Raw genomic sequence first — 25,608 nt, 5'->3', positions numbered from 1 at the left:
TGGACCGTGCACGAGCTCGCAGAACGTGCGGGCATCAGCGGGCGAACACTGCGCCACTACCACCAGATCGGGCTGCTCGAACCAGACCGCGTCGGGTCCAATGGCTACCGGTACTACGGGCCCGACGCAGTCTCCCGTCTGCAACGAATCCTGCTGCTGCGAGAGACGGGCATGCCGCTGGCCGGCATCGCGGGCGTACTTGATGCGCCCACAACTCCTGAGGTGGAAGTCCAAGCGCTCACAGGGCACTTGGAGCATCTCGCTAGGGAACGCGACTCTCTGAATCGACGCATCAACGCGGTGGAACACACCTTGTCCATGCGTCGCCAGGGCCGCGAACCTCGCATGGATGTCATGCTCGAGGGATTCAACGACCGATATGAGGTTGAGGTCGTCGAGCGCTGGGGCCGCGACGCATTCGACGCATCGAATCGGTGGTGGCACGGAAAATCGGTCCAGCAACAAAAGGCATGGAAAGTCAGAGCCGACGCCCTACTCACCCGGTGGCGTGTGATCCAGCAGGAAGGGCATGAACTGGACTCCGCGATAGCGCAGGAGCACGCGGCCGTTCACGTGGAGTGGTTCAAAGAGATTCCGGGAACTCCGACTTACGCGGGAGACACCGCGAAGTCCGTCGACATGATCCGAGGTCTCGCGGACCAGTACGAAACTAACCCCGACTTCCATGTCGCCTTCGGAACCCCGGAGGCCGCAGGTTTCGCTGCAAACGCGTTGCGACTTCACGTGCGAGGACTAAAGCCTTCTCCTGCGGATGACCTCAGAGGTTAATTTGAGAATCTAAACTCCACCACGTCGCCGCAGATACCAACCTCTGGATACGCAGAGTCAACGGCCATGCGCATCCTGACCATTCAGGCCCTCACCAGCGCTCGTGCCTGCCAGCGGCCAGCGCGGTGTTCGATCTCGATCGGATGGTCGAAGCACTCGCTCACCAGTTCGGTCGTCAAGACCTCTCGGGCTCGTCCAGCAGCATGCACCTGACCGCCCTTGATCAGCATCGCATGCGTTGTCGTTGTGGGCAGCTCCTCCAAGTGATGCGTCACCAGAATGGTGGAAAGTTGCGGGCGGGACCGGTGCAGTTGGTCCACGGTGCTGAGGAACTGCTCGCGCGCCGCGACGTCCAGTCCTGTGGAGGGCTCGTCCAGTAGCAGAAGCGGTGGGTCCGGGAGCAGGGCACGCGCGATGAGAGCCCGCCCTCGCTCGCCCTGTGACATCGTCGGCCAGGTTGCCGTTTCGAGCCCTGCGAGTCCGAGCATCTCGGTCAGCTCGTCAACACGGGCTTGGGTGACGGGGTCGGGAGTCCAGCGCGGCATGAGCTCGGTCGTGCCCGTTGCGCCGGTGAGAATCACCTGCCGAACTGTGAGCGGAGAGCTGAGCGGGTGGCGGGGATTGACATGTCCGATGTGCTCGCGCAGCTCCCGGATGTCGACTCGGCCGAGCTTACGTCCCAGCACATGGACGCTGCCGCGGGTCGGGTGCTTCACCGCGCCACACATGCTCAGGATGGTGCTCTTGCCAGCTCCGTTAGGGCCGATCAGCGCCCATCGCTCCCCCGCACGAACCGTCAGGTTGATGCCGGTGAGAATCTGACGGGATTCCCGCACAAAGTCCACAGCTTCAAGGCGGAGGATCTCCTGGTCAGTCATTGACGTTCTCCAGTTCGCTGCTCTGGTCCTGCTGCTGAAGACTCTGGACGGGGCCGCTCCGGCGCTCCTTAAGGATGAACGAGAGCGCGAAGCCAGCTACCAGCAGTACAGCGACGATAACGAAGACTGACTGGACGCTCGTCTGGTCCGCGATGGATCCCAGCAGCGGGCTGACCAGGCCTCCCAGTGAGAGAGTCAGTCCCAGCGTGACACCGCTGGCCATGCCGATCCTGTTCGGCAGGTACGAGTGCGACAGCGTGATCTGCGCAGCGAATGGCAGGAACAGGCTGGTGCCCAGGATCGCCGTCGCGATGATCACCACCACAGGGGACGGTGCGAGCACGATCGCGATGGTGGAGATAGCCGCCAGCAGATAGCCGGTACGGACGACGCGCAGTCGTCCGACGCGGTCCGCGAGCCAGCCGCCGGCGAGGGTTCCCACTGCGCCGGCCGCCGGGAACACCGACAGCGCGATCGAGGCGAGGCCAGTGGTGACATCAAATCGCTGGATCGAGTAGAGCGAGATGAAGGTCGAGGTGCCGACGTAGGCGACCGACCAGGTGGCCAGCACCGCGCTGAGCCACAGGAAGGCTCGCCAGTCGTCGGGGATCGAAACCTTTGTAACGGCAGGTGCCCGCTCGGCAGCCACCGTCCGCGAGAACAGGTGTCGCCACGAGACCAGTACGTAGACCAGCCCCAGCACGACTGCCGGGATGATAAGGAAGCCCGAGCCAGACAGCCCGAAGGTTCCCACGACGAGAATCACGGCCGACGGTGCCAGGGCCACGCCGACGTTCCCGCCGACGGAGAACAGGCTCATCGATCCGCTGGTACCGCCGCCGAGCTCGCGGGCTTCCATTGTCGCTGCCGGGTGGTACGCGGCGACGCCGATGCCGGAGATCGCCACAACGATCCACACGGCCGCATACGAGTCGGCGAAGATGCCACTCAAGGCGATGCCAGCGCCGGCGGCAAGAAGGCCAGCCAGGCTCATCCAGCGCATCCCGTAGCGGTCGCTGAGGTATCCGAACATCGGCTGGGCAACGCTCGACAGTGCGGTCGCAGCAAGCGTGATGCCTGCAACTGCGGCATAGGAGTACTCCGCGTGGAGCACGAAGAACGGCAGCAGCGCTGCCACTGCGCCGGTGTAGAAGTCATTCGCTGCATGGGTGGCGGTCAGTGCCCACAGGCCCAGCCGGTTGCGGGTTCGAGGAGAGGAAGAGGTCGTGCTCATGTGCTTCTTTCGATCCAGAGCGCGCAGAGACACGGCGCGCAAGAAGTGAGGGAGACCAGCAAGGGTGAGCCACTCCGCGCGCAGGTGTCTGGTCGGGTCAGTTCCTGGCGCGGCGGCGAAGGAGGAGTCGCTGGGGCATGGGCTAGACTCTACACAACTTCTCAGACAAGTAGCGAAGTGGAGGCTTCATGGCACAGGTGCAACGCACCCCGCTCGCAGAGCAAGCGGCAGATCTGCTCCTCGATCGGATTCGGGCTGGCGAGTGGCCACTGGGATCAAAGCTCCCCGGGGAGAACACTCTCGGCCCGCAGCTCGGGGTCGGCAGGTCGACTGTGCGCGAAGCGATTCGCCGTCTAGCGGGCCAGGGCGTGCTGGCTACGCGACAAGGAGCTGGCGTCTTCGTAGCTGCGCTCGATGTCGTCGAGGACTGGAGCACAGCGCTGCGCAAGGCAGACATCAACTCGGTGATCGAAGCGCGCATCGCCATCGAAGTCGAAGCTGCGGCTCTCGCGGCCGAGCGGCGCTCCCCCGCTGAGCTACGCGCGATACGGCACGCCGCGGATAAACGTGACGCACAGCGAACTGACATCGACATGCACGTTGACGCGGACATCGCCTTTCATCGAGCGATCATTGCGGCGGCACACAACCCGATCCTCGTCGACCTGTTCGATAGCTTCACTCCGCGCAGCCGCCAAGCCATGATCGACATGTTGCGACTGCGCGGCGAGTTTGGCAGCGATGCCGACCAGCACGCACACCAGGACATCCTCGACGCCATCGCCGACCGCGACGGTCAGACAGCATCAGCACTGGCGCGAAAGCACCTGCTCACCTTGAAGGTGGCGTGAGAGATGACGGGCGGGTGTGTTGCTGACCGAAGCCGACTAGCGGGGAGGCCGCGGCCATGCCACCAGAGGTTAAAGCGCAAACCGAAACTCCACGACGTCGCCGTCGACCATGACGTAGTCCTTGCCCTCCATGCGGACCTTGCCGGCAGCCTTGGCCGCGTTCATGGAGCCGTTCTCATCGAGATCGGCGAAGGAGACGATTTCGGCCTTGATGAAACCCTTTTCGAAGTCCGTGTGGATAACACCCGCAGCCTTCGGTGCGGTATCGCCCTGACGGATGGTCCAGGCGCGCGCTTCCTTCGGTCCGGCCGTCAAGTAGGTCTGTAGGCCGAGGGTGTGGAAGCCAGCGCGGGCCAGCTGGCGCAAACCGGGCTCGTCCTGACCGATCGAGTCAAGAAGTTCCTGAGCATCCTCTTCTTCGAGCTCAAGGAGTTCACTTTCCACCTTGGCGTCCAAGAAGACGCAGTCTGCGGGCGCGACGGCATCGCGCAGTTCCTGCTTGCGGGCATCGTCGGTGAGGACGGCTTCGTCAGCATTGAATACGTAGAGGAACGGCTTTGCGGTAAGCAAGTGCAGTTCACGGACCGACGACAGATCAAAGTCGTCTTTCGCCGAGAACATCGTCTTGCCCGAGTCAAGGATCGCCTGCGCGCCCTGCGCAGCAGCGAGCACGCTGGCCTGGTCCTTGTTCTTCTTGGCTTCCTTCTCCAGACGCGGAATTGCCTTCTCCAACGTCTGGAGGTCAGCCAAAATCAGCTCGGTCTCGATGACTTCAATGTCCGCGCGCGGATCGACGCGACCGTCGACATGCACGACGTCGTCGTCGGCGAATACCCGAACGACCTGGCAGATCGCGTCAGCCTCGCGGATGTTGGCGAGGAACTGGTTACCCATGCCCTCCCCCTCCGAAGCGCCCTTCACGATTCCGGCGATGTCGACGAAAGACACGACGGCGGGCAAGATCCGCTCACTGCCGAAGATTTCGGCGAGGCGGTTAAGCCGCGCATCCGGCAGTTCGACGATGCCGATATTCGGCTCGATCGTCGCGAACGGGTAGTTCGCGGCGAGCACATCGTTACGGGTTAGGGCGTTAAAAAGGGTCGACTTTCCAACGTTGGGCAGGCCGACAATTCCGAGGGTAAGACTCACGGGAGGTCAGTCTATCTGCGATTTGGTGGCGGACCTACCCAGGCTGATTCTGCGCTTGCCTCGACCGCTGTTGGATGCGCGTGCTGCCGCGCGTGCGAGTTCGTCCTCGGCGGCAATCTCATCGCCCGCAGCGTGCCCAATCTGCTCAAGCATGTACCGGAACGCAACGGTCAAGCAGGATGCCGCAGGAACTGCCAAGAACGCGCCAGTAATCCCGAACAGCGAGGCACCAAGCGTCACCGACAGCAGCACGATCACCGCGTGCAGATTCATCGACTTCGCTTGCAGCCACGGCTGAAGGACGTTGCCCTCGATTTGCTGCACCACCAGGATGATGGCCAGCACAATCAGTGCGGACGTCAAGCCATTCGAGACCAACGCGATCAACACCGCGAGCGCACCGGCGACGAACGCACCGACAATGGGGATGAAGCCACCCATGAAGGTGATGACAATCAACGGGCCAGCCAACGGCACGTTGAGGACTATCAAACCGATGCCGATCAGTGAAGCGTCAACAAAGCTCACCAGCGCCTGCGTCCGGATAAAGCCGCCGAGGGTGTCCCACATGCGTCGGAGCACTTCGCTGACATGAGCGGCACCGCCGACACCCATCGTCCGGTGAATCCACGGAAGGAACTTGGGCCCGTCCTTCAAGAAGAAGAACACCAGCACGATGGTTGTGAACAATGTGACGAGAGCCGACGTGGCGACGCCGACACCGTTGAACACACCGCTGGCGATGGTGGTGGCACTCTGCTGAAGCTTTTGGGTGATCGCGTCGACGAAGTCGTTGATCTGATCGTCACCGATGTTGAGCGGCGGCCCCTGAGCCCAGTCTTGCAACTTGCGGATGCCCTTGATCGCCTCGTTGGCCAGATCCGGGACCTGCGAAATCAACGACGGAACAATCAAGCCAATAACGCCGCCGATGACGACCATGGCACCGATAACTACCAAGATGGTGGCTAAGGCAGCGGGGACACCGTGAGCCCGCAACCACCGAACCGGCGGCCAGAGCACGGTAGCGAGAACGATACCGAGGACAACCGGAAGAAGAATTACCCACAGCTTTCCCAGCACCAGCAGCAGTGCATACAGGAACACCAGGACCAAAAGCATCTGCAAGCAGATGACTGAAGTGGACCGAAGACCGGTTCGGAACACTCGTCCCCTGGTTGGGTACGGCTTGCCGGTAACCGGGTTACTCAGCACTTCTGTCGCTTCAGGGACCGGTGGCTCAGTTTTCGGCGAGGCATTCGATTCACCCGTTTCGTCGTTCACCCGCCAATCCTCACACACACCCACCGCATTCGTAGCCTGAGACGCGCTTGCGGGTCCCTGTGGATGACGTTGGAACCGAACTGGCATCCGGTGCGTCCAATTCAAGACCGCGTCCATTTGGAAGCGGTCCCACAGGCACAGGAGGAACGATGACCACCGCAGTTGCACCTTCTCTCGGCTGGGCAACCGTCCCGACCGAAGACGGCCCATTCACCGCCATCTTCGACGACGACCACACTGTCTACGCCTCCGGCTGGACTCATTCACTTGAATACCTCGAAAGCTTGATCCACCCGGATTTGCGCACCACCGACCTATTCGAGAAGCCAGGAGGTCCGGTTACCGAAGCGGTTCTCCAGTACTACGACGGCCACACGACGGCGCCGTCACACATTCAGGTGCGGCAGCAGGCTGGGCCGTTTATCACCGACGCTTGGGTGGCACTCCGGAAGGTACGCGCTGGCACTCCGGTGACCTACCGACAACTCGCTGAACTTGCCGGGCGCCCGACAGCAGTTCGCGGGGCCGCACAATGCTGTGTCCGCAATGCCGCCGCGCTATTTGTTCCGTGCCATCGCGTCATGCGAACCGATGGCAGTCTCGGCGGGTACCGCTACGGCTTGGAACTCAAAGAAGACCTGCTCCGCCGAGAAGCCGAATCCCTGGCTGCCGCTCGCGACAAACACGGCTTCTGATCCGGTCGGCGATACCCGCGATGTGAAGTAGGACGACGGCCGACCAAAGTTGTCAGAGTCAACCGCCATGATGTGGGCATGACACCAGCAGCAATCATTGGCCCGGTCTGCCTAATCATTGGTGCGGTCCTTGGGTGGATGGCTCGGTCAGCGGCCGCACGGGCACACGGCAACCAGCCGCCACCTGGCCCATCGGTCGGCAGCGAGGTCGACCTTGTCGTCGGCCCGCTGCGCGACACCCTGGGGCGCCTATCCGAGGAACTGCGACGCACTGAGGCCGGTCGCGCGCACGCTTACGCGGGCCTGTCCGAGCAGATGCGTGGCGTCTACGCGACTTCGCAGCGCCTACAGCAACAGACCAGCCAGTTGGCCGGCGCCCTCCACGCCCCGCAAGTCCGTGGCCGCTGGGGCGAAATCCAACTTGAGCGGATTGTCGAGTTATCGGGTATGTCGCGACACTGCGACTTCTCGACGCAAGTCCATGGACAATCCGATGCCGACCGAATCGTCCGACCGGACCTGGTGGTGAACCTCGCTGGCGGGCGACGCATTGTGGTCGATGCCAAAGTCCCGATGCAGCAATACCTGGATGCGATGGCGGTGCCGTCTGGCGACAACCGCGAACCCCTCGCCCGCCATGCGCAGGCTGTGCGCGCCCACGTCAACACCCTGGCATCGAAGGCATACTGGTCGGCCCAGCCGACCTCACCCGAGTTCGTCGTACTGTTCTTGCCCGGCGACGGAGTGCTGGAGGCCGCACTTCGCGGTGACCCCGGACTCCTCGACTACGCCTTCGACCGCGACGTTGTGCTGGCCACCCCCAGCACGCTGATAGCCCTGCTGAGGACTGTCGCCCTCGGGTGGCGACAGTATGCGCTCGCCGAAGACGCCGAGACGATTCATCAGCTCGGTCGGTCGCTGTACCAACGCATCGATCAAGTTCTCGCGCACCTGGAGAAGACCGGGGTATCACTGCGGCGGGCAGTTGAGTCGTACAACTCGACAGTGGGCGCCATCGACACCCGACTGGGCGTCACCGCCCGCAAACTAGCTGAACTCGAGGCCCTCTCCGGCCCGACAAACCGGTCGTCCCGCATTACCGACGGTGTCCCAAATGTCGATACTGCAGTGAGATCCATGTCACCGCGCTAGAGAATTCAGCAAACTCACGGCTTTGGATCCCGGGGTTCAGCGCAGTGGAAGGTACCGTTGAAGGGTGTTTTCGCGCCTGTTAGCCGGCCCTGCCGTACCCGCCGATCAGCGGTCGGTATTGCCTACCGTCCGGGGAGTCCCCTGGTGGGGTGCTGTCCTTATCGCGGTCGGCATCACCACCATCGGTGCCGTTATCGACGCCGAAAGCGCGTCGACCCTCGGCCGATCGTTCAAACTCTGCTACTTGGTCGGCTGCATCCTCGCCGCACTTTTGGTGCGCCAGCGCGCCCTCTTCACGGCCGCCGCTCAGCCACCCCTGGTCGCTTTCGCCGTCGGCATCGCGACTCTCTTTGTCCTGGATTCCGGCGATTCGCAGGGCCTGCGGGCCATCGTTTTCAAGGTGGTCCTACCGATCGCCTCAAGCTTCCCCTGGATTCTCCTCGCCTTCCTCGCCACGCTGACAGTGGTTTTGGTGCGCTGGTTCGCCGCCCGACCAAGCGGGCAACCGTTCTTTGGGAAGGGCTCCAAACGCCCGGCCGGGGTAGCCAAGAAGGCCACCCCCGCAAAGAAGACGCCAACAAAAACTGCGACCACCGCAAAGAAGCCAGCGGCGAAGACTGGATCGCCCACCCAAGGGACCCCGACAAAAGCTAAGCGGCCAGCAACGAGCCGGCCGACATCCACTGACGCCACACCGGCAAAGCCACCCGTTCGGCGTCGCCCGGAATCGGAACCCGCACCTCGTCGGGCCGCGCCCCGCAAGTCCGCTCCCCGACCGGCGGCAGCGCAGCCAGCTCAGCCCAGATCGGCCCAGGCGAGCGCAACTGCAGCTGGCACGCCACCGCGTCGTCGGGCCGCGCCACAGACCATCCCCGCTCGGGATACCAAGGGAGCACGTCGCACAGCAGGTCAGATGCGCGACAAGGCACACATCGAAGATCTCACCGCCGGCGCCGACGACCGCTAGTCGTCCAGCTAGTAGCTACAGCTCGCCGAAATCCGTTTCGGCCAACCACGCCCCGAGGTCTCGGGCCGCGTGTTCGATAGCCGTCGGCCAATCCATCGCTGATTCATCGGCGTTGTCTGTGACGACTTTGACCACGCGAAACAGCACGGCGAAGTCGTCGCAAACTTGAGCGAAGGCGGCACCCTCCATATCGACGAGGTCGGCCCGTTCGGCGATCACGTCACGGTGCACCGGATCGGAAACGAAGGTGTCACCGGTCGCAAGGATGCTCCCGTCACCACCGAGAATCTCCCACTCGTCGACCAACGGATAACCCATCGCGGTCAGTTCAGCAGCGCTGATGTCGTGCTCGATCACGCGGGACGGCAAGTAGAGCCCACTGCGACCGTCGCGAAGGGCACCCGCCGTGCCAATGTTGATGACCCGACGGTAGTCGCCGGTGATCAGCCGTTTGGTAAGGGCGGTGGCGGCTCGTACTTTGCCGATGCCGGTGATCAGCAGGTCGGTCCCGGGTGGCACGTGCACAGCTTCGGCAGGCGTCGCCGAAACCACCAGGACCCCGGGTTGGTGTGGCCCCCTCACTCGCTGCGCCGTGCGACCGTCGAATCGGACCCCGCTGCGGTGCCGTCGCCGACACCGAGGTTGCTGATCCGCGAGAGGTAGTCAAAGCGGTTGTTGGCGATCCGCATGACGACCTCATACGGAAGCGCGAACTTGCGAGCCCACCAGTACCCGAAGCGGATGTCGAAAGACGTGTAGACCATAAATTTGTTTTTGGTAATGCCTCGAAGGATGGCCGATGCCGCCTTCTCGGGCGTCACCGCGACTTTATGGAACCCGGCGATTTCCTTCTGGATGGCACTGTTGCTTCGGTCGAGGCCGACGATGTCCACTGTCTCGACCAACGGTGTGGCGACACCACCCGGACACACCAGGGACACCCCGATGTTGTGGCGTCGCAAATCAAACCGGAGAACCTCCGAGACTCCGCGGATCCCAAACTTGCTCGCACTGTAGGCGGCATGCCAGGGCAAGGCCAGGATCCCCGCAGCCGACGAGACATTCACGAGCTGCCCGCCACGACCATTGCGAACCATCTGGGGAACAAAGCTCTCAATTATGTGGATGGGGCCCATCAGGTTGATGTCGACGGCCTTTTTCCAATGCTTATGCTCAAGGTTTTCGACAGTCCCCCAAACGGAGATTCCCGCAATATTCATGACCACATCCATGACGCCGACCTCGGCATCGACCTCACGCGCAAACGCTGCCACCCACTCGTAGTCGGAGACGTCGCCCGCACGGTGATAAAGCACGGTGCCGCCATGATCGAGAATTTCGGCGACTACGTCGTCGAGCGGACCTGATTGAATATCGGTGAGTACCACTTCCGCTCCGGCCGCGGCCGATGCCAGCGCGGTGGCACGCCCGATGCCGCTGGCCGCACCGGTAATCAACACCTTGCGACCACGCAGTGACGGCACCGGCGTCGGCACGACGAAGAGTTCCCGAATGGTCTGCAGCGCGGGCAGTTTCAGCGATGTCATGAGACCCATGACACACAGACTAGTGGAACTAGACGGGTAGCTTTCCGCCGAACACTGCGTAGACGACAGCCAGGACCGCCTTGAGGACCTCAGCGGACACGTCTTGCCCTTCGGTCATCAGAATTCGCTGTGCTTCCTGAGGGCTCTTGGCTTTGCTGAGCTTGTCGATCAGTGGGCCGATCGCCTCAACGCCCTTGACGTCGGACAGGTCGGATGCGGACGGATCGTTGGGCGCGGTCGGGTTCGGCGCTGCACCCGGTTCCGGTGCGGGCGCGGTCGGGTTGGCTGCGGCGGCCTTGCCACCCAGGTAGTTGGTGATGCCCGTGGTGATGGCGACCGCGTACTTGGTGGCACCGGCCGGCGACGACAGGACGGCGGCCTCTGCTGGGTCTGACAGGTTGCCCATTTCGACGAAGGCTGCGGGCACCCGAGTCAGGTTGACGGCGGCGATATCTGGACGGGTGACGACGCCGTTGACGGCCCCGAGGTAGTTGGCTGGCGCGAAGCCTGCGCCCGACATGGCGTCACGAATCGTGTTGGACGCCTTGCGACCTTCGTTCCCCTGCGCTGCGTCGACAGCCTTGTCGGGGATCGGCAGGGTCGGCACAATCAGGTGGAAGCCCTTGTTTTTGGCGTCGGAGCCGGTGCTCGTGGAGTCCGCGTGGATGCTGACGGCCAGGTCCGCGCCGGACTTGCTGGCGGCGGCGGCGCGTTCGTCGACGCAGCCACCCCAGCCGGTGTCGTCGTTGCGGCTCATGACGACCTTGGCGCCCTTGCTTTCGAGCGCGGCCTTCACCACCTGGGCGACGTTCCAGTTGATGGTGTGCTCAGGCACTCCGCCGAGGGCCGTGGCACCGGTGGTCTGGCAATCCTTCGTCCCGCCACGACCGTCGTTGACCTGCTTTGACAGGTTGTGTCCGGCGGCTGACCCTTGGTGTCCCGGGTCCAGGAACACCGTCTTGCCTGCAAGTTCCGTGGTCTTCGGTGCCGCTGCGGCGGGCGTGACGGCCAACAGCGCGCCGACCATCGCCGACGAAGCCAAAATGGACGACGCGATCAGCGTGCGCCGAGGGGCCCTAGCGAGCGGAAACGAAGCAGTCGGTTTCTCAGCTGAAAAGCGCATGGGGCGGGTTGGGTGTGTTGGCCCACGGGCACACACCACTCTCCTTCCGAAGGAATAGCATCATCTGTCACACGGACAACTTTGGTAACAGTCAACCAGTGGTTGAGACCCGACGGCAAACCCGGAGGCTCACAGGCCAGAAATCGTTAGGTTCCCGTGATCCGCAGAAACAGAAAATTAGCCATCCGCTAAGTCCTCAGCGCGTGAACGCTCCGGCGGCGAGTAGGCGTGTCGGGTGAGATGCAAGATGCCGTTCACATCAGCTGGATCCGGTGGCCGCACCGTCGCTTCGAGCGCTTCACGCGCCCGTTCCGCATCGAGTCCGGCCCCGATCACCACTAGCGAAGTCGCCCTTTCGCGACCAGACCACGGCCCAGTGTCGACGCGAATAAAGCCACCGACCGATTGGACCGTGTACGCCAAGTGCCGGTGGTCGGGCAGGTCAACGAACACCGTGCCCTTGATGCGGTAGGCGCCCTCGGGCGGACGCTCAAGAAAGCGAGCGAGCGCCCGCGGGTCCACCGGCAAAGGCGTTTGCAGAGCAGCCGAATCGAATGCCGAGTGCAGGTGAGGGTCGGCCGCACTATGTGAGTGTTCGTGCGGATCATCGGAGAACAGGTCATCGAACGTCAGTTGCCGGGGTCGGGTGTCATCCACGACCACCGCTTCGGACGGTTCGAAGAGCAGCTCCGGATCGATCGCGGCATCGGTCACCGGCAAGATTGGCGCTGTCGGGTTCGCCGCGCGCACGGTCTCCACGAATTCGACGACGTCGACACCGTCGGGGAGCAGGTCGATCTTGTTGCAGACCACCAGATCGGCGATCGCCAAATGCTCAACCACTTGCGGATGTTCGACGATGGTTTCGGCATAGTTGGCCGCGTCAATAACGTAAACCAGTCCCCCGTAAGCGACGTCCTCGCTTCGGGCGGCTAGCACCATCCGCACCAGCGCTTTCGGTTCGGCAATCCCGCTGGCTTCAATCAGGATGGCGTCGAGCCCGTTACCGGGCGCCGCCATCGAGGCCAAGGTTTCGGTGAGGTCGGCAGCATCGGTGGTGCAGCACATGCACCCATTTTCGAGGCTCATGGTGCCACCGGATTGGCCCGACACCAGCAGGGCATCGATGTTGATCGACCCAAAGTCATTTACCAGCACCCCGATGCGGCGGCCCCCCGCATGACGAAGAACGTGATTGAGGAGAGTCGTCTTTCCCGCACCGAGGAAACCCGCCAACACGACTACGGGCAGAGGCCCCTTCCTCATTGGGCTAGTTCGGCCTGGCAGTCAATGCAGACGACGGCGAGTTCCCGGCCGTCACCGTCGGGATAGTTGATCACTTCGCTGGTCGGTGATCCACACCGCACGCATTTGCCGATTACCGCCGTATCGGCACCAAAGTCGATCTTCATCCGCTTGTCGAATACATACAGCGAGCCCTCCCAATTGCCGCGATCGCCGTATTTTTCGCCGTAGCGCACGATTCCACCGTCGAGTTGATAAACCTCATCAAACCCGCGTGCTGCCATCAGTGCGCTAAGTACTTCACAACGCACTCCGCCCGTGCAATACGTCACGATCGGTCGCGACTTGAGATGGTCGAGGGCACCGCTTTCAATCAACGGAATGAAGTCGCGGGTGGTCTCGACATCCGGGACGATCGCGTCACGAAAACGACCAATTTCTGCTTCGATCTTGTTTCGTCCGTCGAGAAATACAACGTCATCGCCACGCGCATCAAGCAATTCGTGGAGTTGTTCGGGTGCCAAACGTGTGCCGCCGCCCACCACGCCCGACTCGTCGACCTTCAGTTCCCCGGGCGCACCAAAGGTGACGATTTCCGGGCGCACTTTTACGCTCAACCGCGGAAAGTCCTCGCCCACACCGTCGGACCACTTAATATCAGCATGCTTGAAGGCTGGATAACTGCGCGTGGCACGCACGTAGCGCTTGACATCGCGGATATCGCCACCGACTGTGGCATTGATGCCGTGGGGTGACACGATGATTCTGCCGCGAAGCCCAGCGGACTCGCAGACGCTCTGCTGCCACAGTCGGATAGCTTCCGGATCGGGCAGCGGCGCGAAGACGTAGAACAGCACAATCTTGGGAGTCGACACAATGCCAGAGTACGGACCCCGAATGCGTGTTGCCTTGATTGCCCTCGGCAGTATTGCTGCCGTCACATTGACCTCATGCGGCGTGCTGAACACCGATGCTGCGCCCAGCAAGATCGTGATCCCCGGCACCGATGCCCTCCTCACCGAGTCGGCAGCGCCGTCCTTGGCCCCGACCTCGGCGTCAGTCACCGGCAAGGCCGACGAACCGACGTCTCCGTGGAGTATGGCGCGCGTGATCCGGGCCGCCCCGCGAAGTAGTAACTCGCAGTTCCAAGTCGGTTCCACATCAGTCAGCGGCGAAGTGTCTGCGGCTTCGGGCTATCACTTCTCGACCGAAGATCGCAGTATTCGTTGTTCCACTGGCAACAACGGTGCCAACGCGCTGGTGTGCGTCAGCGAAAAGATCGACGGGGCGCGGCAGCGGCCAGGTGATGCCCCCGAGAAATGTGACTGGGCGCGCGACTATGCGGTCGTGGATGCAAACGGCCCCAAAGAGGGGGCCTGCTCAAATAGCTATCCGGTGCTGTTCCGATCGACCATCTTGCCCGCTGGCAACTCAATCGTCGTTGATCGGTTCGCGTGCTTGGCCGACTCCAGCGATCTGTACTGCATTGAGTCAAGTTCAGGCACAGGATTCGCTATTACCTCTGATGGCTACTCGAACATTCGAGGAGATGAACGAGCACCGAAATCGCTTTTGGGTTTAAGTCCCGCCACTTCAACTTCTGCCCGCTGAACAAACCAATTGAAGAACTTGTCTCTGACAAATATTCGATGACGTGTAGTCTGTCGAGAAGAATAGTTATCGATGCTTGAATGACCCCCAGCACGAAATCTCGCTACTCATTTTACCGCTGCACCCGTTACCAGCGCTCCCGGAGGAGAAGTACACATGGCCAAGAAGACCGTTATCCAGATCGTCGACGATCTCGACGGTGCCGAGCTCGACGAGTTCGAGACCGTGCAGTGGAGCTTGGATGGGAAAAACCTCGAGTTCGATACCTCACCCGAGCATGCGGAAGAGTTCCGCAATCTTGTTGCGACGTACGTTGCCGTGTCGCGTCCCAGTAGCCGCGGCGGCGCCACGCGCCGTTCGGCACCCGCGGGTGGCCGCTCCGGAATCGATACGCGAGCGGTTCGTAAGTGGGCAACGGAAAACGGCTACACCGTGAGTGACCGCGGTCGCATCCCCGCCGACATCGTCGCCGCGTACAACGCTGCGAACTGATAGATCACTTCCCCGCGACTGCCCCCGAGGACTCCTCGGGGGCAGTCGCATTTCTATCTACCTGGTTTTAATTCCCGATTCGATGCCCCGCACGATTACCCTTCTGACCCATGACCCTGCTTTCCGCAGTTCGCCGACGATGGCTCCCACTCCTAGCCATTGCCTTTTTGGTCGCGGTCCTCACCTCGTGTTCCGGCTCCGCATCAGACTCCGATGATTCCGGCCTCTGCGCACCGCCCGGCGTGCAGAGCGCTTCATCGGCGCCAACCAATCTGGCAACATCGGCACAGGCTCCCGATCGGTTCACCACCGCCACCACCGCGCCCGTCGACTCGATCGACATCTCAACGCTGAAGCTATCCAAGCCCGGCACCATTGTGGTCGGGACGCTCGGTGACGCCCCGCCAAGCATCTGCGTCAACTCCGCCCAGCAGTACACGGGCATGGACAACGAAATGCTGAAGGCGATCGCCGCCAAGCTGGGCTTGAAGGTGGAGTTCATCGGGACCGAGTTCTCAAGTTTGCTCGCTCAGGTCGCCGGGGGACGCTTCGACGTGGGGTCGTCGTCGATCACCACGACCGACGAGCGTCGTCAGACGGTCGATTTCACCAACGGTTACGACTTCGGCTACTTCGCACTGGTCGGCCCCTCGAACGGTGCGATCAAAGGTTTCACCGACCTCAATGCGGGCACGCGCATCGGCGTCGTCCAAGGCACCGTCCAGGACGACTACGTCACCAACATCTTGAAGTTCGATCCAGTGAAGTACCCCGACTATGCGACCGCATACGCAAATCTCAAGTCCGGGCAAATTGACGCGTGGGTGGCCCCCAGTCAGCAGGCCGAGGGGACGGTTCAGCCCGCTGACGGCATGAAGATCTTGGAAAACACTTTCAGCATCAACAACTTCACAGCGTGGGCTGTCGCGAAAAATAATCCCGGACTGCGCGATGCCCTCAACAGCGGTCTCGACGCGATCATCGCGGACGGCACGTGGGCCCGGCTTTACAGCGACTGGGCGCCCCGACAGTTACCGGAAGGTTGGAAGCCCGGATCGAAGGCGGCGCCAATGCCGCAGCTACCCGACTTCGCCGCCATTGCGGCAGCAAACGCGAACAAGCCGAAAACCGAGACCGCCGTCGAATCGAAGGGAACGTGGCAGCAGTTGCGCGCCACCTTCCTCAATGGGGAGCAGTTCCGAAAGGCACTTCCCGAACTGCTCTCCACCGGTCTCATCAACACCCTGAAAATCGCCATCACATCGGGCATTCTCGGGACCATCGGCGGAATGCTGTTGGCGTTGGCGGGAATGGCTCGCACCCGCTGGCTGCGGTGGCCCGCGCGCGTTTACACCGACATTTTCCGGGGGCTGCCTGCCGTTGTCGTTATCTTGATCGTCGGGCTTGGCTTTGGTCCGGTGGTGAAGAACCTCACCGGCGGTAATCCCTTCTGGCTGGGCTCGGTGGCGCTGGCATTGCTGGCTGCGGCCTATATCGGCGAGATCTTTCGGTCGGGTATTCAGAGTGTGGAGCCCGGTCAAATGGAGGCGGCGCGGGCCCTCGGTTTCTCCCACAACCGGTCCATGTGGCTGGTGATTGTTCCGCAGGGTGTTCGACGCGTGCTCCCCGCGCTGGTTAACCAGTTCATTGTGCTGATCAAAGACTCGTCACTGATCTACTTCCTTGGCCTCACTTTGTTGCAGCGCGACCTCTTCGCCGTTGGTAAGGACTTTAACGCCAACAGCGGCAATCTAACGCCGCTGCTGGCCGCTGGCCTGCTGTACCTGGTGATGACCGTCCCGCTGACGCACCTGGTGAACTACATCGACCGCCGACTGCGCATTGGAAAGGCGTGAGCCCCATGAGCACATCCCCGAGTTCAACACCCGATCCCGCGACTCCCCCGCCAGCTGCGGTAACGCGCAAAGCCGTTTCGCTCACCGGCAAAGACCTGCACCTGTCGTTCGGCGACAATCACGTGCTCCGCGGCGTCGACCTGCACGTCGACGCCGGATCCACGACCACCGTGATTGGCCCGTCTGGCTCCGGCAAATCAACGCTGCTCCGCGTGCTCAACCGACTCCATGAGCCGCAGCAAGGCGACATCTTGATTGATGGCGTCAGCGTGTTGAAGGAAAACCCCGACGCGCTGCGTCGACGCATCGGCATGGTGTTTCAACAGTTCAATTTGTTCCCGCACCGCACCGTTGCGCAGAATGTCGAACTGGGGCCCCGCAAGCTCCTCGGCCTCGGAAAAGACGAGGCACGCGCCCTCGCGCTGGCTCAGCTTGAGGCTGTCGGATTGGCGCACAAGGCCGATGCCCGGCCATCGACTCTCTCCGGTGGCCAGCAACAGCGCGTTGCCATCGCGCGCGCACTCGCGATGAACCCGGAGATCATGTTCTTCGATGAGGCCACGAGCGCCTTGGACCCCGAACTCGTCAAGGGCGTGTTGGCGTTAATGACCGAGCTGTCGCAGCAGGGCATGACCATGATCGTCGTGACTCACGAGATGGGCTATGCCCGCGATGTATCCGACCACGTGGTGTTTATGGACGAGGGAGTCGTCGTCGAATCGGGCGTTCCCGAGCAGATCTTTACCGATGCCCACAGCGATCGACTCAAAACCTTTTTGTCGCAGGTGCTGTAGGTCGCGGCGAGCGGCGCAACCCGCGGGTCGAATCGTCACAGAAATAGAAAGAGGCTGTTAGTCCGACGCGAGAATGGCGGCGAATTCGTCGGAGGCATAAAACGGGGCCAGCCGGCGGCGCAGGGCCGATTCAACGATGCCGTCGCTGTCGAGTTGAGTAATCACCGGCGGACCAAACCGCATAGCCTCCTCGACGAGGTCGGTCCGTGCGATACCGAGTTCGTCGAGGATTTCCGAGAGCGGAGTCTGCCCGTAGGTGTCGAAGACTTCGTCGATGCCCTCATCGAGCAGAGCACCGAAGTACGGGGTTTCGCGGAACGATCGCCAGAACTCAAACACCAACACGATGGTGTCCTCGACGTCCCCATCGCTGAGAATGTCACGCACCTGGTCGGCCTGCTCATCAGTGCTGGCAAGCCACAACCACATTTCTCGGGCCGCGTCGAGAATGAGGTGATCGGACTCAGCGCTGTTGACCGCCAGCACATACCGTGTGCCGCGACGCGCAACCCGTTCCACCAGAGTCTCGACGATGCCCGCGAGTTTGCCGGGCAAACGCGACGGATCAACGGCTCGCTGCACGGCCTCAACGCACGCGTCCTCTGAGGCCGGACTCGTCAATACTCGTTCCACGATGCGACGCGACAGTCCGAGGTCGGCGATTCCGGTCGCGAGTTCCTCGAAACGGCGGCGGTCGAGCACTTCCTGAAGTCGCGTGTCGTGGTCGGCCGAATACTGGTAGAGCCGTTCAGCGACGGCACCGACGAGACCGGGGATCTCGCCGTCGACGGGGAACGCGATCGCATACTTGCGTGCAACCGCCTTGATCAAATCGCGGGACACAGCGGTCTCCAACGGCAAGTGGTCGGCAACGTCGAGAAAGGCAGTAATTTCCTCGTCTACCAGCGCCGCGAACTCGTGCGGGTCGGTCAATTGCCGACGCTGCTGCGCCACATGAGCGTCGAGGAGTCGAGCGGCGAGATCGGCAGAGTCGGCTGGCATGGCACTCATGCTACGAGGTGGCCCCGTTGCAGTTGTCCCCGCCAGAGCAGTCCCCCGCCCGAGTTATCCCCGTCAGGGTTCTTGGGAGACGGACTCGATCTGACGAATCACAATGGTGGCGGCAGTGACCACCGCGACGATTCCGGTCGCGAGCCACATTGCCCAACCGCCACCGATGAGTCGGTGCATGAGGGCACCGATCACTCCGCCAGCAGCCAGCGCCGTCCACAGGGACAGATTGCGCAGCCACAGCCATTTCTTGCCGCCCGCCAGTCCTTCGACGAACTGTTGCCCAGCCTTCACCAGGGTGCCCGTCATATAGGTGAGGCCAATGCTGACTTCGCCGTTATTGAGGAAGACCGCATTCATCGCGCCCATCGCCGCCGGTAGCCCGGCTGCGGCGGCAGTCGCCGGGTCGGTAACAACGGCAATCACACATGTCAGCACCAGGAGAATCGTGGTGGTCACCAGAACCGTGATGCGCCCATCGCCGAAGCGGGCGGCGACCGCACCGATCACCACGCCAGCCATGAAGCTAATCAGCAAGCCCGCAACGAGCCAGATACTCGTGAGGTACCCGGTGCCGAGTTGCGCGGCGAGGTCGGTGGTATTGCCGCTCATGAATGACACAAAGTGGCCTTTGAGTTCGATGAAACCGACGGCATCGAGATAGCCGGCCACGCTCGATAGGGTCACCGCCAGGGCAACTTCGCGGCGACGAGCAGACCTCACCGGCTTGCCAACAGTCGTCGCAGGATGGTCAACACTCCTTCATCGGCATTACTGGGTGCGCGGAAACGGGCGCGTTCGGCCACGGCGGCGTGCGCGTTGGCCATCGCGAAGAAGAAGTCCGCGGCGTCAAGCATCTCCAAGTCATTCAGGTAGTCGCCAAAGACCATCGTGTTCTCCGGACCGACCCCGAGCAGTCGTTGCAGTGCCTGCACACCCTGCGCTTTGTGCGTTCCCGGTGCGGTGATATCGATCCAGTGCTGCCCCGAGACTGCCAACTGGTGTTCACCGACGAGCGGCCCAAAGATGCTCGACGCTGCGTGCTCGGCGTCGGCGAAATCGTAAATGGCAAGTTTGACGACGTCACCGGGGATCGCCAACTGGTCTTCAACCGCGTCGAGCCGGACGCAATACTGCCGTGCATGCGCCAGGAAGTCGGCGTCTTCGGATTCGATGAACGCACCGTCGACGCGGTGCACAATCAACCGCAGCCGATCTTCGCTGGTGGTACGTACCGTCTCGACGACGGTGCGGACAAGTGCGGGATCGACATTGGACGACGACAATAGCGCGCCGTCGTGCATCACCATGCTGCCGTTCTCGGCGACGTACGAAAGCATGCCCGGATGGCGGTCGAAGAGATCGAGCAGCGTGTAGTACTGACGTCCGCTCGCCGGAACGAAGGCGATACCGCGCTTGGTGAGTTCGGCGAGGAGCGGCCAGAACCTGTCGGGTACCAGACCTGCTTCGTTGAGGAGCGTGCCGTCCATGTCGGCGACGACCAGTTTTATGTCGGCGAGAGCCAATTCCTTCGCTGTGATCTCCCCGCGCGGGAGCCGATCAACCATGCCTTGACTCGCCAAGCTCTGCCCGCCGCTCGGCTTCCTTCTGGATGTAATCGTTATCGGCGAAATCGGCAAAGTCACTCTCGTCGGTCACCCGGCGCACCTCAAGTTTGGTGCCGGGACCCAGCGGGCAGCGGCGCGCCCATTCTGCGGCTTCCTCACGACTGGCCACTTCCAGGATCCAGAAACCGTTGAACAGTTCGTGAATCTCGCCGTATGGGCCGTCGGTGACGATGGGATCATCGGTCGCGAAGTCGACAACGAACCCCTCCGACGGGTCCGACAGTCCGTCGGCGGCGAGGAGCACACCCGCGTCGACGAGTGCATCGTTGTAGGCGCCCATCCGGTTGATCATTTCCTCGAACGGGATTTCCTCACCTGCGGCCAACGCGGCGTCGTCGTTGACTCGCATAATCAGCATGTACTTCATTTTCTACTCCTCCGATAATGGTGCGGATGTGATGACGAAGGCCCGATTGGGCCGCGAATGAGCACGTTGAACGGGGAGACCAGAAATCGACACGGTCGGGAGAACATTCTTCATCCGATTACCCGACTGCCACAATGCCTGGCTGTGGGATTGGATGGGCGGAGTGTTCAACCGATCTTCCCTCCCCCGTGTGGCGACCCTGCTTCTCAGCAGTGCGCTGACCTTGACTGCATGCACGGCCCCTCCCTCCGAAACGGACCCGAAATCGTCGGCTCCCGCACCAGTGAACCAGACCATCACAATCAGTTGGACCGGCGATAATATTCTCGGCACCGACAGAGATTTCGGCGGCAATACCCTGCCGCAGGTGTGGGCCGATAACGGGAAGGCCCCCGACTACTTCTTCCGAAATGTGAAGCAGTACTTCGACAACGACGATCTGACTGTGGCGAACTTCGAGGTGGCCCTCACCTCCGCCACCACCGAGCGCTACAAGGGCGAAGGCGAAAACTACCACTTCAGCGGCGAACCTGCCCTCGCCAAGACACTGTCGGCTGGCGGTATTGACGCGGTGACCCTCGCCAACAACCACACCTACGACTACCTCCGCCCCGGATTCGACGACACCACGAAAGCACTGCAAGACGCCGGTGTCGAGTACTTCGGTACCGGGTCCGAATCAGAGGGCTCGGATTACGACTACTCGCTGATCCGAAATGTGAAGGGCGTGAAAGTCGGCCTCGTCGGCTATCAGACCTGGCTCGATACCCCCGACATCCGCGGCAAGATCGCCAGTGATTTCCAAGAGCTGCGCGCTCATGGGGCCCAGGTGGTGATCCCGTTCTTCCATTGGGGAATCGAATCCCAGCATGAACCGTACGACGTGCAGCGCGAGCTTGCGGCGTTCGCGATCGATAACGGTGCCGACGCTGTGATTGGCACGCACCCCCACGTCCTGCAGTCCATGTCCACATACAAGGGCAAGCTGATCGCGTACTCGCTCGGCAACTTCGCGTTCGGGGGCAACACCAATCCGACCGACAAGCGAACCATGGTGGTGCAGACACGGTTTGACGTGCGAAACAACAAGGTGGCTGGGTCGTCGTTCCGGGTGATCCCCATGCGGTTGTCGACCACCGAGGCGATCAACGACTACCAGCCCACGCCGTATACGGGTGCCGAACGCACCGACGTTCTCGGCTTCATCAATTCACTCTCGCCCAAGTTAAACGGCACCATCGGCACCAACTTTGTTGCGGTACCTGCCGATCAGGACGGTCGTCGCAGGTAGGCTGCGGTCCGCGCTACTTGCTCGTCTTCGTCGTCTACGAGGGCGGCCAGTGCGGCCTGCGCCGCTGCACCGGGGAGTTCACCCAGAGCCTGGGTAATTCGCCGCCGCACCCCCGGGTTCGCGTCGGACAACTTGGCGATAAGCGCGAACGCAACGGTCTGCTCGGGGAGTTCAGAATTTGCGGCGACGGCGAGTGCATCGGCTGCGTCCACATCGCGGATGCCGTCGACGATCAGCCCGATGAGGACGTCAGGGGGTGGAGGCTGGCCCCGGCGGCACAGTTCGAGAGCGGCCGAAGCCCGAATTTCGTGGTTGGGGTCGGACACCGAAACCGTCAGGGCAGCAGTTGACGCCGGTCCTGCGATCTCCGTTAAGGCGAGGACCGCACGAGTACGTTCGCGCACATCTGAGCGTCGTGCGGCTTCGGCGAGCAACGGAACTGCGTCACCTGCCCGGACCAGGGCCCACCGGAGCGCCCCGGCGACATTGGGCTCGTCTTCGTGCAGCAACGACTCCACTAGCGCTGAGGTTGGGGCCGTTCGGCCGGTGGCGGTGAGCGCAGCGCGTTGTCGTCGTCCGGCGTTAGGCGACGACAACGCCTCCAACAGTGCAATTGTCGACAGCACGTTGTCCCAGTCGTCGAGGCCACGTTCGGCGATCGCATTGAGTCGCCGAAGAAGTTGTTCGCCTTCGGCAATCTGCGCGGCGGTCCGTTCCGCGAGTTGGGTCACGAGCGCGTCGGGGGCGAAGTCGGGGTCGTCGAGTGCACGGCCAACCTCGCGCAGCGACAGTCCCATCGAACGCAGGCTCTCTACGTGGAAGATCCGGGCGAGATCAGCGGGAAGGTAATCCCGATAGCCGGACGAGGTCCGTCCGGTTGGGGTTACCAGGCCGAGGGTTTCGTAGTGCCGAAGCATTCGGGCGCTCACCCCGGAGCGACGGGCCACCTCACCAATCCGCATCTCTCACCGTCCCTTTAGTGCCACCGTGCGTCGAGCTTCGTGGAGACTGTCTGCGAAGCCGGTGTCGGGGTCGCGCATCAGCGCTTCCGTCGCCACCGCGTGAGCCCGAACGTCCGGATCGTCTGAGCTTTGCGCCCGCAGTATGAGGTTGAGCGAGTCGTGGCCGATGCCGACAAATGCACGACTGAGACTGCGCTGCATTTCATCGTTTCCTCGCCCCAACTGTGTGACCAGTATGGCAGCCACCTCCGACGATTCTGGGGCGAGCGCGACGGCAGCCCGCCACGCGGCCCGCGCGACTTCGTCGTCGCGGTCGGTGAGCAAACTACTCGGCACGGATCCCCATATCGAGCTGTCACCAATCTTCGACAGTGTGTGTAGCGCCTGACTGCGGGCCTGCGGCGGCGACGAACGAAGCTCACCAATCAGCAAAGGCACCACGTCGTTGGGGTCATGGCGGGTGAGGGCCCAGGTCAACATGTCGCGGACAAAGAAGTCCGGTTCCACGGCGCTTCGTTCGATCAACGCTGCGACGAACTCCGGGTCGGGAGAGGTTCCCGACGCCAGGGCGGCGCGGAGCCGGAGTTGCGCATTTGTGGCCCGCAGGCCCACAACGATCGTTGAGGTTTGAGCCTTGGGTGTTCTGGTCATCGTGACCACCTCCTAAGAGGCAGTCAAGACCCTGTCACGGTGTCAGGGTCAAGCGTCGTGAGCTAGAAGTCGAAGCCCCCGAAATCGCCGCCACCGAAATCGCCGAAGTCGCCCCCGCCGAAGTCGCCGCCACCGAAATCGCCGAAGTCGCCGTAGGCTCCCCCGTCGCCGTAGTCTCCACCGCCGTCACTCATGTCGCCACCAGCGAAGTTGCCGTCGGAGACACCCGCGGGGATGCCTGCCATCCCGGAGAACAGAGAACTGAACAGGAGGGCAGAGCCGATGCCCCAGGCACCGCCGATGAGGGCGGGTTTCCACCAGGGTTCGGAGTACCAGCCTGCGGGAACAGGTCGGCCAGCGACGCGGCCACCCGGATAGTAATTTGGCGTCGCGTCGGACGGCTTGGGCGATGCTTGCACTTCGCGGCCTTCAAACTCGACGGCACGGGCTTCGGTGACCGAACCCGCTGCGCGTTGGCCTTCGAGTTCAGGGATCGGCGGACCCGGGTCGAGATTGAGCGCGGTGCGCGCCGCCCGAATGTAATAGAGCCCTTCAATCGCAGTCTGTTTAGCGAGTAACGCCTGACCAGGTGTTGCCGCCTGCTCTATCTGCGATCCGGCTGCGGTGAAGCGTTCACCTGCGTCGGCGAGCGATTGCCTGGCCGAGGCGTCGTCGCCGGGATTGAGGGAGTAGACCTGCCCACCGAGTCGCTCGATGGCCTGCCGGGCGTCGGCCTTGGCGTCGTCGAGTCGGGCTTGGGCAGCTTGGGCACCGTTGCTTCGTCCGCGGACCATGAAATAGATACCGACGGCGATCAACGCGATGAGGACGATAATGAAAAAGTCTGGCACTCCATCCAGGGTACGGATTCTTGGCAAACCAAGGGTGACCTACCTAACGCGCAACTCGGATTATCGGTAGCGTAGCCTTGCCTTATGTTGAGTGTCAGAGGAGTTACACGGGTCTTTCCCGCGTCACCCCAGCCGGTGCATGCGCTCCGCGGCGTTGACCTCGACGTGCGCGAGGGTAGCTTCACTGCCATCCTCGGCGCCTCCGGTAGCGGCAAGACCACCCTGCTTCGAATTCTCGCCGGTTTCGATCGCCCCGACGGTGGCGAAGTGTCCATCAACGGCACGATCGTCGCGGGTCCCGGCACTTTTGTCCGGCCCGAAAAGCGAAGCGTCGGCATCGTCGCGCAAGAAGGTGCGCTGTTCCCGCATCTGTCGGTTGCCGCAAATATCGCCTACGGACTCCCCGGCGGCATCGGTTCCCGGTTTAGCACCGCCGCCCGACGCCACCGCAGTGAACGCGTCGAAGAAATGCTGCATCTGGTCGGGATGGCCGGATACGGGAACCGCAGCCCCGACGAACTGTCCGGCGGGCAGCAGCAGCGTGTGGCTTTGGCCCGAGCGCTGGCCCCCGCCCCGACGGTCCTTCTGCTCGACGAACCGTTCTCCGCACTCGATGCTTCCCTGCGCGTGGACCTCAGAGAGGAAGTCCGCGAACTATTGCGGAGCATCAACGCGACCTCCGTCTTGGTGACCCACGATCAGAGCGAGGCTCTCTCGCTTGCCGATCACGTCGCCATGATGCGCGACGGCCGCGTGATCGCCTGCGCGCCACCCAACGAGTTGTATGCGAAGCCCGTCGACCCCTCGGCGGCGGCGTTCCTTGGCGATTCGGTCGAGTTGCCCTGCACGTTGGTCGACTTAGGGAGCACCGACAAGACCGCGATCGTCGACTCCCCGCTGGGCAGACTCCGCGTTGACCGTTCGGCAGTTTTCGGCGAAACCCTGGTCCTGCGGCCCGAGCAGTTCACCCTGACCGCCGATGGCATTCCGGCGACCGTCGCCTCCACCAGCTTCTTCGGTCACGACGGTCTGGCACGACTGTCGCTGATCGACGGCACCGGGATCGTCGCACGCATGGAGGGTCGCGATCTGCCGGCTCCCGGTAGCACCGTCCGCGTGAGCGTCGTCGAATCCGATCTCACGGACGCCGCCGCGTCCTAACGCCACACCACACTGCAAC

The 25,608-nt window shown here is 62.5% G+C and carries 27 protein-coding genes; 11 read left to right on the top strand and 16 right to left on the bottom strand.

The features are described from left to right. The first annotated feature begins 6 nt into the window (after nt 1-6). Nucleotides 7-789, top strand: coding sequence for a MerR family transcriptional regulator (locus WBA38_RS13645; protein WP_424322914.1), 783 nt, complete (start codon nt 7-9; stop codon nt 787-789). A gap of 83 nt (nt 790-872) precedes the next feature. On the opposite strand, the gene WBA38_RS13640 is transcribed toward WBA38_RS13645, so the two are convergent. Next, complete coding sequence (locus tag WBA38_RS13640; protein WP_424322913.1) at nt 873-1,667, bottom strand: ABC transporter ATP-binding protein; 795 nt, start codon at nt 1,665-1,667, stop codon at nt 873-875. Continuing rightward, on the bottom strand, nt 1,660-2,901 hold the full coding sequence (locus tag WBA38_RS13635; protein WP_188712413.1) for an MFS transporter: 1,242 nt from the start codon (nt 2,899-2,901) through the stop codon (nt 1,660-1,662). The genes WBA38_RS13640 and WBA38_RS13635 overlap by 8 nt, the downstream gene beginning before the upstream one ends. Before the next feature lie 188 nt (nt 2,902-3,089). Here WBA38_RS13635 and WBA38_RS13630 point away from each other — a divergent pair, with 188 nt between their 5' ends. Further along, nucleotides 3,090-3,752: a FadR/GntR family transcriptional regulator gene (locus tag WBA38_RS13630; protein ID WP_188712414.1), complete on the top strand. Its 663-nt coding sequence runs from the start codon at nt 3,090-3,092 to the stop codon at nt 3,750-3,752. Nucleotides 3,753-3,821: 69 nt separating this feature from the next. On the opposite strand, the gene ychF is transcribed toward WBA38_RS13630, so the two are convergent. Both ychF and WBA38_RS13620 read right to left on the bottom strand, forming a co-directional pair. Further along, a complete protein-coding gene (gene ychF / locus WBA38_RS13625) occupies nt 3,822-4,901 on the bottom strand; it encodes a redox-regulated ATPase YchF (protein ID WP_424322912.1) in 1,080 nt (359 codons plus the stop codon). A gap of 6 nt (nt 4,902-4,907) precedes the next feature. Next, entirely contained in the window at nt 4,908-6,185 is a 1,278-nt protein-coding gene (locus WBA38_RS13620; protein WP_424296673.1) for an AI-2E family transporter, read from the bottom strand. Between the two features lie 149 nt (nt 6,186-6,334). Here WBA38_RS13620 and WBA38_RS13615 point away from each other — a divergent pair, with 149 nt between their 5' ends. The 3 genes from WBA38_RS13615 (at nt 6,335) to WBA38_RS13605 (ending at nt 8,999) form a co-directional block, all read left to right on the top strand. Then, a complete protein-coding gene (locus WBA38_RS13615; protein ID WP_424296671.1) occupies nt 6,335-6,880 on the top strand; it encodes a methylated-DNA--[protein]-cysteine S-methyltransferase in 546 nt (181 codons plus the stop codon). 78 nt (nt 6,881-6,958) lie between these two features. Then, the gene (locus WBA38_RS13610) at nt 6,959-8,032 is read left to right on the top strand and encodes a DNA recombination protein RmuC (protein WP_424322911.1); all 1,074 of its coding nucleotides are present in this window, start codon (nt 6,959-6,961) and stop codon (nt 8,030-8,032) included. Nucleotides 8,033-8,096: 64 nt separating this feature from the next. Continuing rightward, nucleotides 8,097-8,999, top strand: a complete 903-nt coding sequence (locus tag WBA38_RS13605) for a DUF6542 domain-containing protein (protein WP_424296667.1) — start codon at nt 8,097-8,099, stop codon at nt 8,997-8,999. Nucleotides 9,000-9,014: 15 nt separating this feature from the next. Here the strand turns inward: WBA38_RS13605 and WBA38_RS13600 are convergent, their stop codons facing one another. From WBA38_RS13600 to WBA38_RS13580, 5 genes are all read right to left on the bottom strand, one after another. Continuing rightward, nucleotides 9,015-9,581, bottom strand: coding sequence for a nucleosidase (locus WBA38_RS13600; RefSeq protein ID WP_424296665.1), 567 nt, complete (start codon nt 9,579-9,581; stop codon nt 9,015-9,017). Next, complete coding sequence (locus WBA38_RS13595) at nt 9,578-10,555, bottom strand: SDR family oxidoreductase (RefSeq protein ID WP_424296663.1); 978 nt, start codon at nt 10,553-10,555, stop codon at nt 9,578-9,580. Before WBA38_RS13595 ends, WBA38_RS13600 begins: the two co-directional genes overlap by 4 nt. A gap of 19 nt (nt 10,556-10,574) precedes the next feature. Next, on the bottom strand, nt 10,575-11,669 hold the full coding sequence (locus WBA38_RS13590) for an N-acetylmuramoyl-L-alanine amidase (protein ID WP_424296661.1): 1,095 nt from the start codon (nt 11,667-11,669) through the stop codon (nt 10,575-10,577). A gap of 177 nt (nt 11,670-11,846) precedes the next feature. Further along, on the bottom strand, nt 11,847-12,935 hold the full coding sequence (locus WBA38_RS13585) for a CobW family GTP-binding protein (RefSeq protein ID WP_424296659.1): 1,089 nt from the start codon (nt 12,933-12,935) through the stop codon (nt 11,847-11,849). Further along, a complete protein-coding gene (locus tag WBA38_RS13580; RefSeq protein ID WP_424296657.1) occupies nt 12,932-13,789 on the bottom strand; it encodes a rhodanese-related sulfurtransferase in 858 nt (285 codons plus the stop codon). The genes WBA38_RS13585 and WBA38_RS13580 overlap by 4 nt, the downstream gene beginning before the upstream one ends. 1 nt (nt 13,790) lies before the next feature. Between WBA38_RS13580 and WBA38_RS13575 the strand changes: the two genes are divergently transcribed. The 4 genes from WBA38_RS13575 to WBA38_RS13560 all read left to right on the top strand — a co-directional run bounded on the left by WBA38_RS13575 (nt 13,791) and on the right by WBA38_RS13560 (nt 17,667). Continuing rightward, the gene (locus tag WBA38_RS13575) at nt 13,791-14,525 is read left to right on the top strand and encodes a hypothetical protein (protein ID WP_424322910.1); all 735 of its coding nucleotides are present in this window, start codon (nt 13,791-13,793) and stop codon (nt 14,523-14,525) included. A 156-nt stretch (nt 14,526-14,681) separates the two neighbouring features. Next, nucleotides 14,682-15,017 carry a histone-like nucleoid-structuring protein Lsr2 gene (locus tag WBA38_RS13570; RefSeq protein WP_424296654.1) on the top strand — a complete coding sequence of 112 codons (336 nt, stop codon included), beginning with the start codon at nt 14,682-14,684 and terminating at the stop codon, nt 15,015-15,017. A gap of 110 nt (nt 15,018-15,127) precedes the next feature. Next, nucleotides 15,128-16,873, top strand: a complete 1,746-nt coding sequence (locus WBA38_RS13565) for an ABC transporter substrate-binding protein/permease (RefSeq protein ID WP_424296652.1) — start codon at nt 15,128-15,130, stop codon at nt 16,871-16,873. A 5-nt stretch (nt 16,874-16,878) separates the two neighbouring features. Then, complete coding sequence (locus WBA38_RS13560) at nt 16,879-17,667, top strand: amino acid ABC transporter ATP-binding protein (RefSeq protein WP_424296650.1); 789 nt, start codon at nt 16,879-16,881, stop codon at nt 17,665-17,667. A gap of 57 nt (nt 17,668-17,724) precedes the next feature. Here WBA38_RS13560 and WBA38_RS13555 read toward each other — a convergent pair whose 3' ends face one another. The 4 genes from WBA38_RS13555 to WBA38_RS13540 all read right to left on the bottom strand — a co-directional run bounded on the left by WBA38_RS13555 (nt 17,725) and on the right by WBA38_RS13540 (nt 20,673). After that, on the bottom strand, nt 17,725-18,669 hold the full coding sequence (locus tag WBA38_RS13555; protein WP_424322909.1) for a hypothetical protein: 945 nt from the start codon (nt 18,667-18,669) through the stop codon (nt 17,725-17,727). Between the two features lie 72 nt (nt 18,670-18,741). Beyond that, entirely contained in the window at nt 18,742-19,401 is a 660-nt protein-coding gene (locus tag WBA38_RS13550; RefSeq protein WP_424322908.1) for a YoaK family protein, read from the bottom strand. After that, a complete protein-coding gene (locus WBA38_RS13545) occupies nt 19,398-20,246 on the bottom strand; it encodes a Cof-type HAD-IIB family hydrolase (RefSeq protein WP_424322907.1) in 849 nt (282 codons plus the stop codon). Before WBA38_RS13545 ends, WBA38_RS13550 begins: the two co-directional genes overlap by 4 nt. Continuing rightward, nucleotides 20,239-20,673, bottom strand: a complete 435-nt coding sequence (locus tag WBA38_RS13540; RefSeq protein WP_424296643.1) for a YciI family protein — start codon at nt 20,671-20,673, stop codon at nt 20,239-20,241. Before WBA38_RS13540 ends, WBA38_RS13545 begins: the two co-directional genes overlap by 8 nt. A gap of 190 nt (nt 20,674-20,863) precedes the next feature. Here WBA38_RS13540 and WBA38_RS13535 point away from each other — a divergent pair, with 190 nt between their 5' ends. Beyond that, nucleotides 20,864-21,964, top strand: coding sequence for a CapA family protein (locus WBA38_RS13535; RefSeq protein ID WP_424322906.1), 1,101 nt, complete (start codon nt 20,864-20,866; stop codon nt 21,962-21,964). Here the strand turns inward: WBA38_RS13535 and WBA38_RS13530 are convergent. The 3 genes from WBA38_RS13530 to WBA38_RS13520 all read right to left on the bottom strand — a co-directional run bounded on the left by WBA38_RS13530 (nt 21,943) and on the right by WBA38_RS13520 (nt 24,428). After that, nucleotides 21,943-22,926 carry a MerR family transcriptional regulator gene (locus WBA38_RS13530; protein WP_424322905.1) on the bottom strand — a complete coding sequence of 328 codons (984 nt, stop codon included), beginning with the start codon at nt 22,924-22,926 and terminating at the stop codon, nt 21,943-21,945. The genes WBA38_RS13535 and WBA38_RS13530 overlap by 22 nt on opposite strands. Before the next feature lie 3 nt (nt 22,927-22,929). Next, on the bottom strand, nt 22,930-23,577 hold the full coding sequence (locus WBA38_RS13525) for a HEAT repeat domain-containing protein (RefSeq protein ID WP_424322904.1): 648 nt from the start codon (nt 23,575-23,577) through the stop codon (nt 22,930-22,932). 62 nt (nt 23,578-23,639) lie between these two features. Then, nucleotides 23,640-24,428, bottom strand: coding sequence for a DUF1542 domain-containing protein (locus WBA38_RS13520; RefSeq protein WP_424322903.1), 789 nt, complete (start codon nt 24,426-24,428; stop codon nt 23,640-23,642). Between the two features lie 84 nt (nt 24,429-24,512). Here WBA38_RS13520 and WBA38_RS13515 point away from each other — a divergent pair, with 84 nt between their 5' ends. Then, nucleotides 24,513-25,589 carry an ABC transporter ATP-binding protein gene (locus tag WBA38_RS13515; RefSeq protein WP_424296634.1) on the top strand — a complete coding sequence of 359 codons (1,077 nt, stop codon included), beginning with the start codon at nt 24,513-24,515 and terminating at the stop codon, nt 25,587-25,589. Nucleotides 25,590-25,608: the final 19 nt, after the last annotated feature.

Source organism: Gordonia sp. (in: high G+C Gram-positive bacteria) (assembly GCF_049647785.1).
Lineage (GTDB): Bacteria > Actinomycetota > Actinomycetes > Mycobacteriales > Mycobacteriaceae > Gordonia.
Note: the sequence above shows the minus strand (reverse complement) of the source record. Positions and strands in the feature narration are given on the sequence as shown.

Excerpts from the sequence above, each read along its gene's own strand:
- WBA38_RS13635 (WP_188712413.1), bottom strand. The coding sequence starts at position 2,901 with ATGAGCACGACCTCTTCCTCTCCTCGAACCCGCAACCGGCTGGGCCTG.
- WBA38_RS13560 (WP_424296650.1), top strand. The coding sequence starts at position 16,879 with ATGAGCACATCCCCGAGTTCAACACCCGATCCCGCGACTCCCCCGCCA.
- WBA38_RS13585 (WP_424296659.1), bottom strand. The coding sequence starts at position 12,935 with ATGAGGAAGGGGCCTCTGCCCGTAGTCGTGTTGGCGGGTTTCCTCGGT.
- WBA38_RS13575 (WP_424322910.1), top strand. The coding sequence starts at position 13,791 with ATGCCAGAGTACGGACCCCGAATGCGTGTTGCCTTGATTGCCCTCGGC.
- WBA38_RS13615 (WP_424296671.1), top strand. The coding sequence starts at position 6,335 with ATGACCACCGCAGTTGCACCTTCTCTCGGCTGGGCAACCGTCCCGACC.
- WBA38_RS13640 (WP_424322913.1), bottom strand. The coding sequence starts at position 1,667 with ATGACTGACCAGGAGATCCTCCGCCTTGAAGCTGTGGACTTTGTGCGG.
- WBA38_RS13545 (WP_424322907.1), bottom strand. The coding sequence starts at position 20,246 with ATGGTTGATCGGCTCCCGCGCGGGGAGATCACAGCGAAGGAATTGGCT.
- WBA38_RS13540 (WP_424296643.1), bottom strand. The coding sequence starts at position 20,673 with ATGAAGTACATGCTGATTATGCGAGTCAACGACGACGCCGCGTTGGCC.
- WBA38_RS13570 (WP_424296654.1), top strand. The coding sequence starts at position 14,682 with ATGGCCAAGAAGACCGTTATCCAGATCGTCGACGATCTCGACGGTGCC.
- WBA38_RS13525 (WP_424322904.1), bottom strand. The coding sequence starts at position 23,577 with ATGACCAGAACACCCAAGGCTCAAACCTCAACGATCGTTGTGGGCCTG.
- WBA38_RS13530 (WP_424322905.1), bottom strand. The coding sequence starts at position 22,926 with ATGCGGATTGGTGAGGTGGCCCGTCGCTCCGGGGTGAGCGCCCGAATG.
- WBA38_RS13590 (WP_424296661.1), bottom strand. The coding sequence starts at position 11,669 with ATGCGCTTTTCAGCTGAGAAACCGACTGCTTCGTTTCCGCTCGCTAGG.
- WBA38_RS13595 (WP_424296663.1), bottom strand. The coding sequence starts at position 10,555 with ATGGGTCTCATGACATCGCTGAAACTGCCCGCGCTGCAGACCATTCGG.
- WBA38_RS13610 (WP_424322911.1), top strand. The coding sequence starts at position 6,959 with ATGACACCAGCAGCAATCATTGGCCCGGTCTGCCTAATCATTGGTGCG.
- WBA38_RS13555 (WP_424322909.1), bottom strand. The coding sequence starts at position 18,669 with ATGCCAGCCGACTCTGCCGATCTCGCCGCTCGACTCCTCGACGCTCAT.
- WBA38_RS13565 (WP_424296652.1), top strand. The coding sequence starts at position 15,128 with ATGACCCTGCTTTCCGCAGTTCGCCGACGATGGCTCCCACTCCTAGCC.
- WBA38_RS13515 (WP_424296634.1), top strand. The coding sequence starts at position 24,513 with ATGTTGAGTGTCAGAGGAGTTACACGGGTCTTTCCCGCGTCACCCCAG.
- WBA38_RS13630 (WP_188712414.1), top strand. The coding sequence starts at position 3,090 with ATGGCACAGGTGCAACGCACCCCGCTCGCAGAGCAAGCGGCAGATCTG.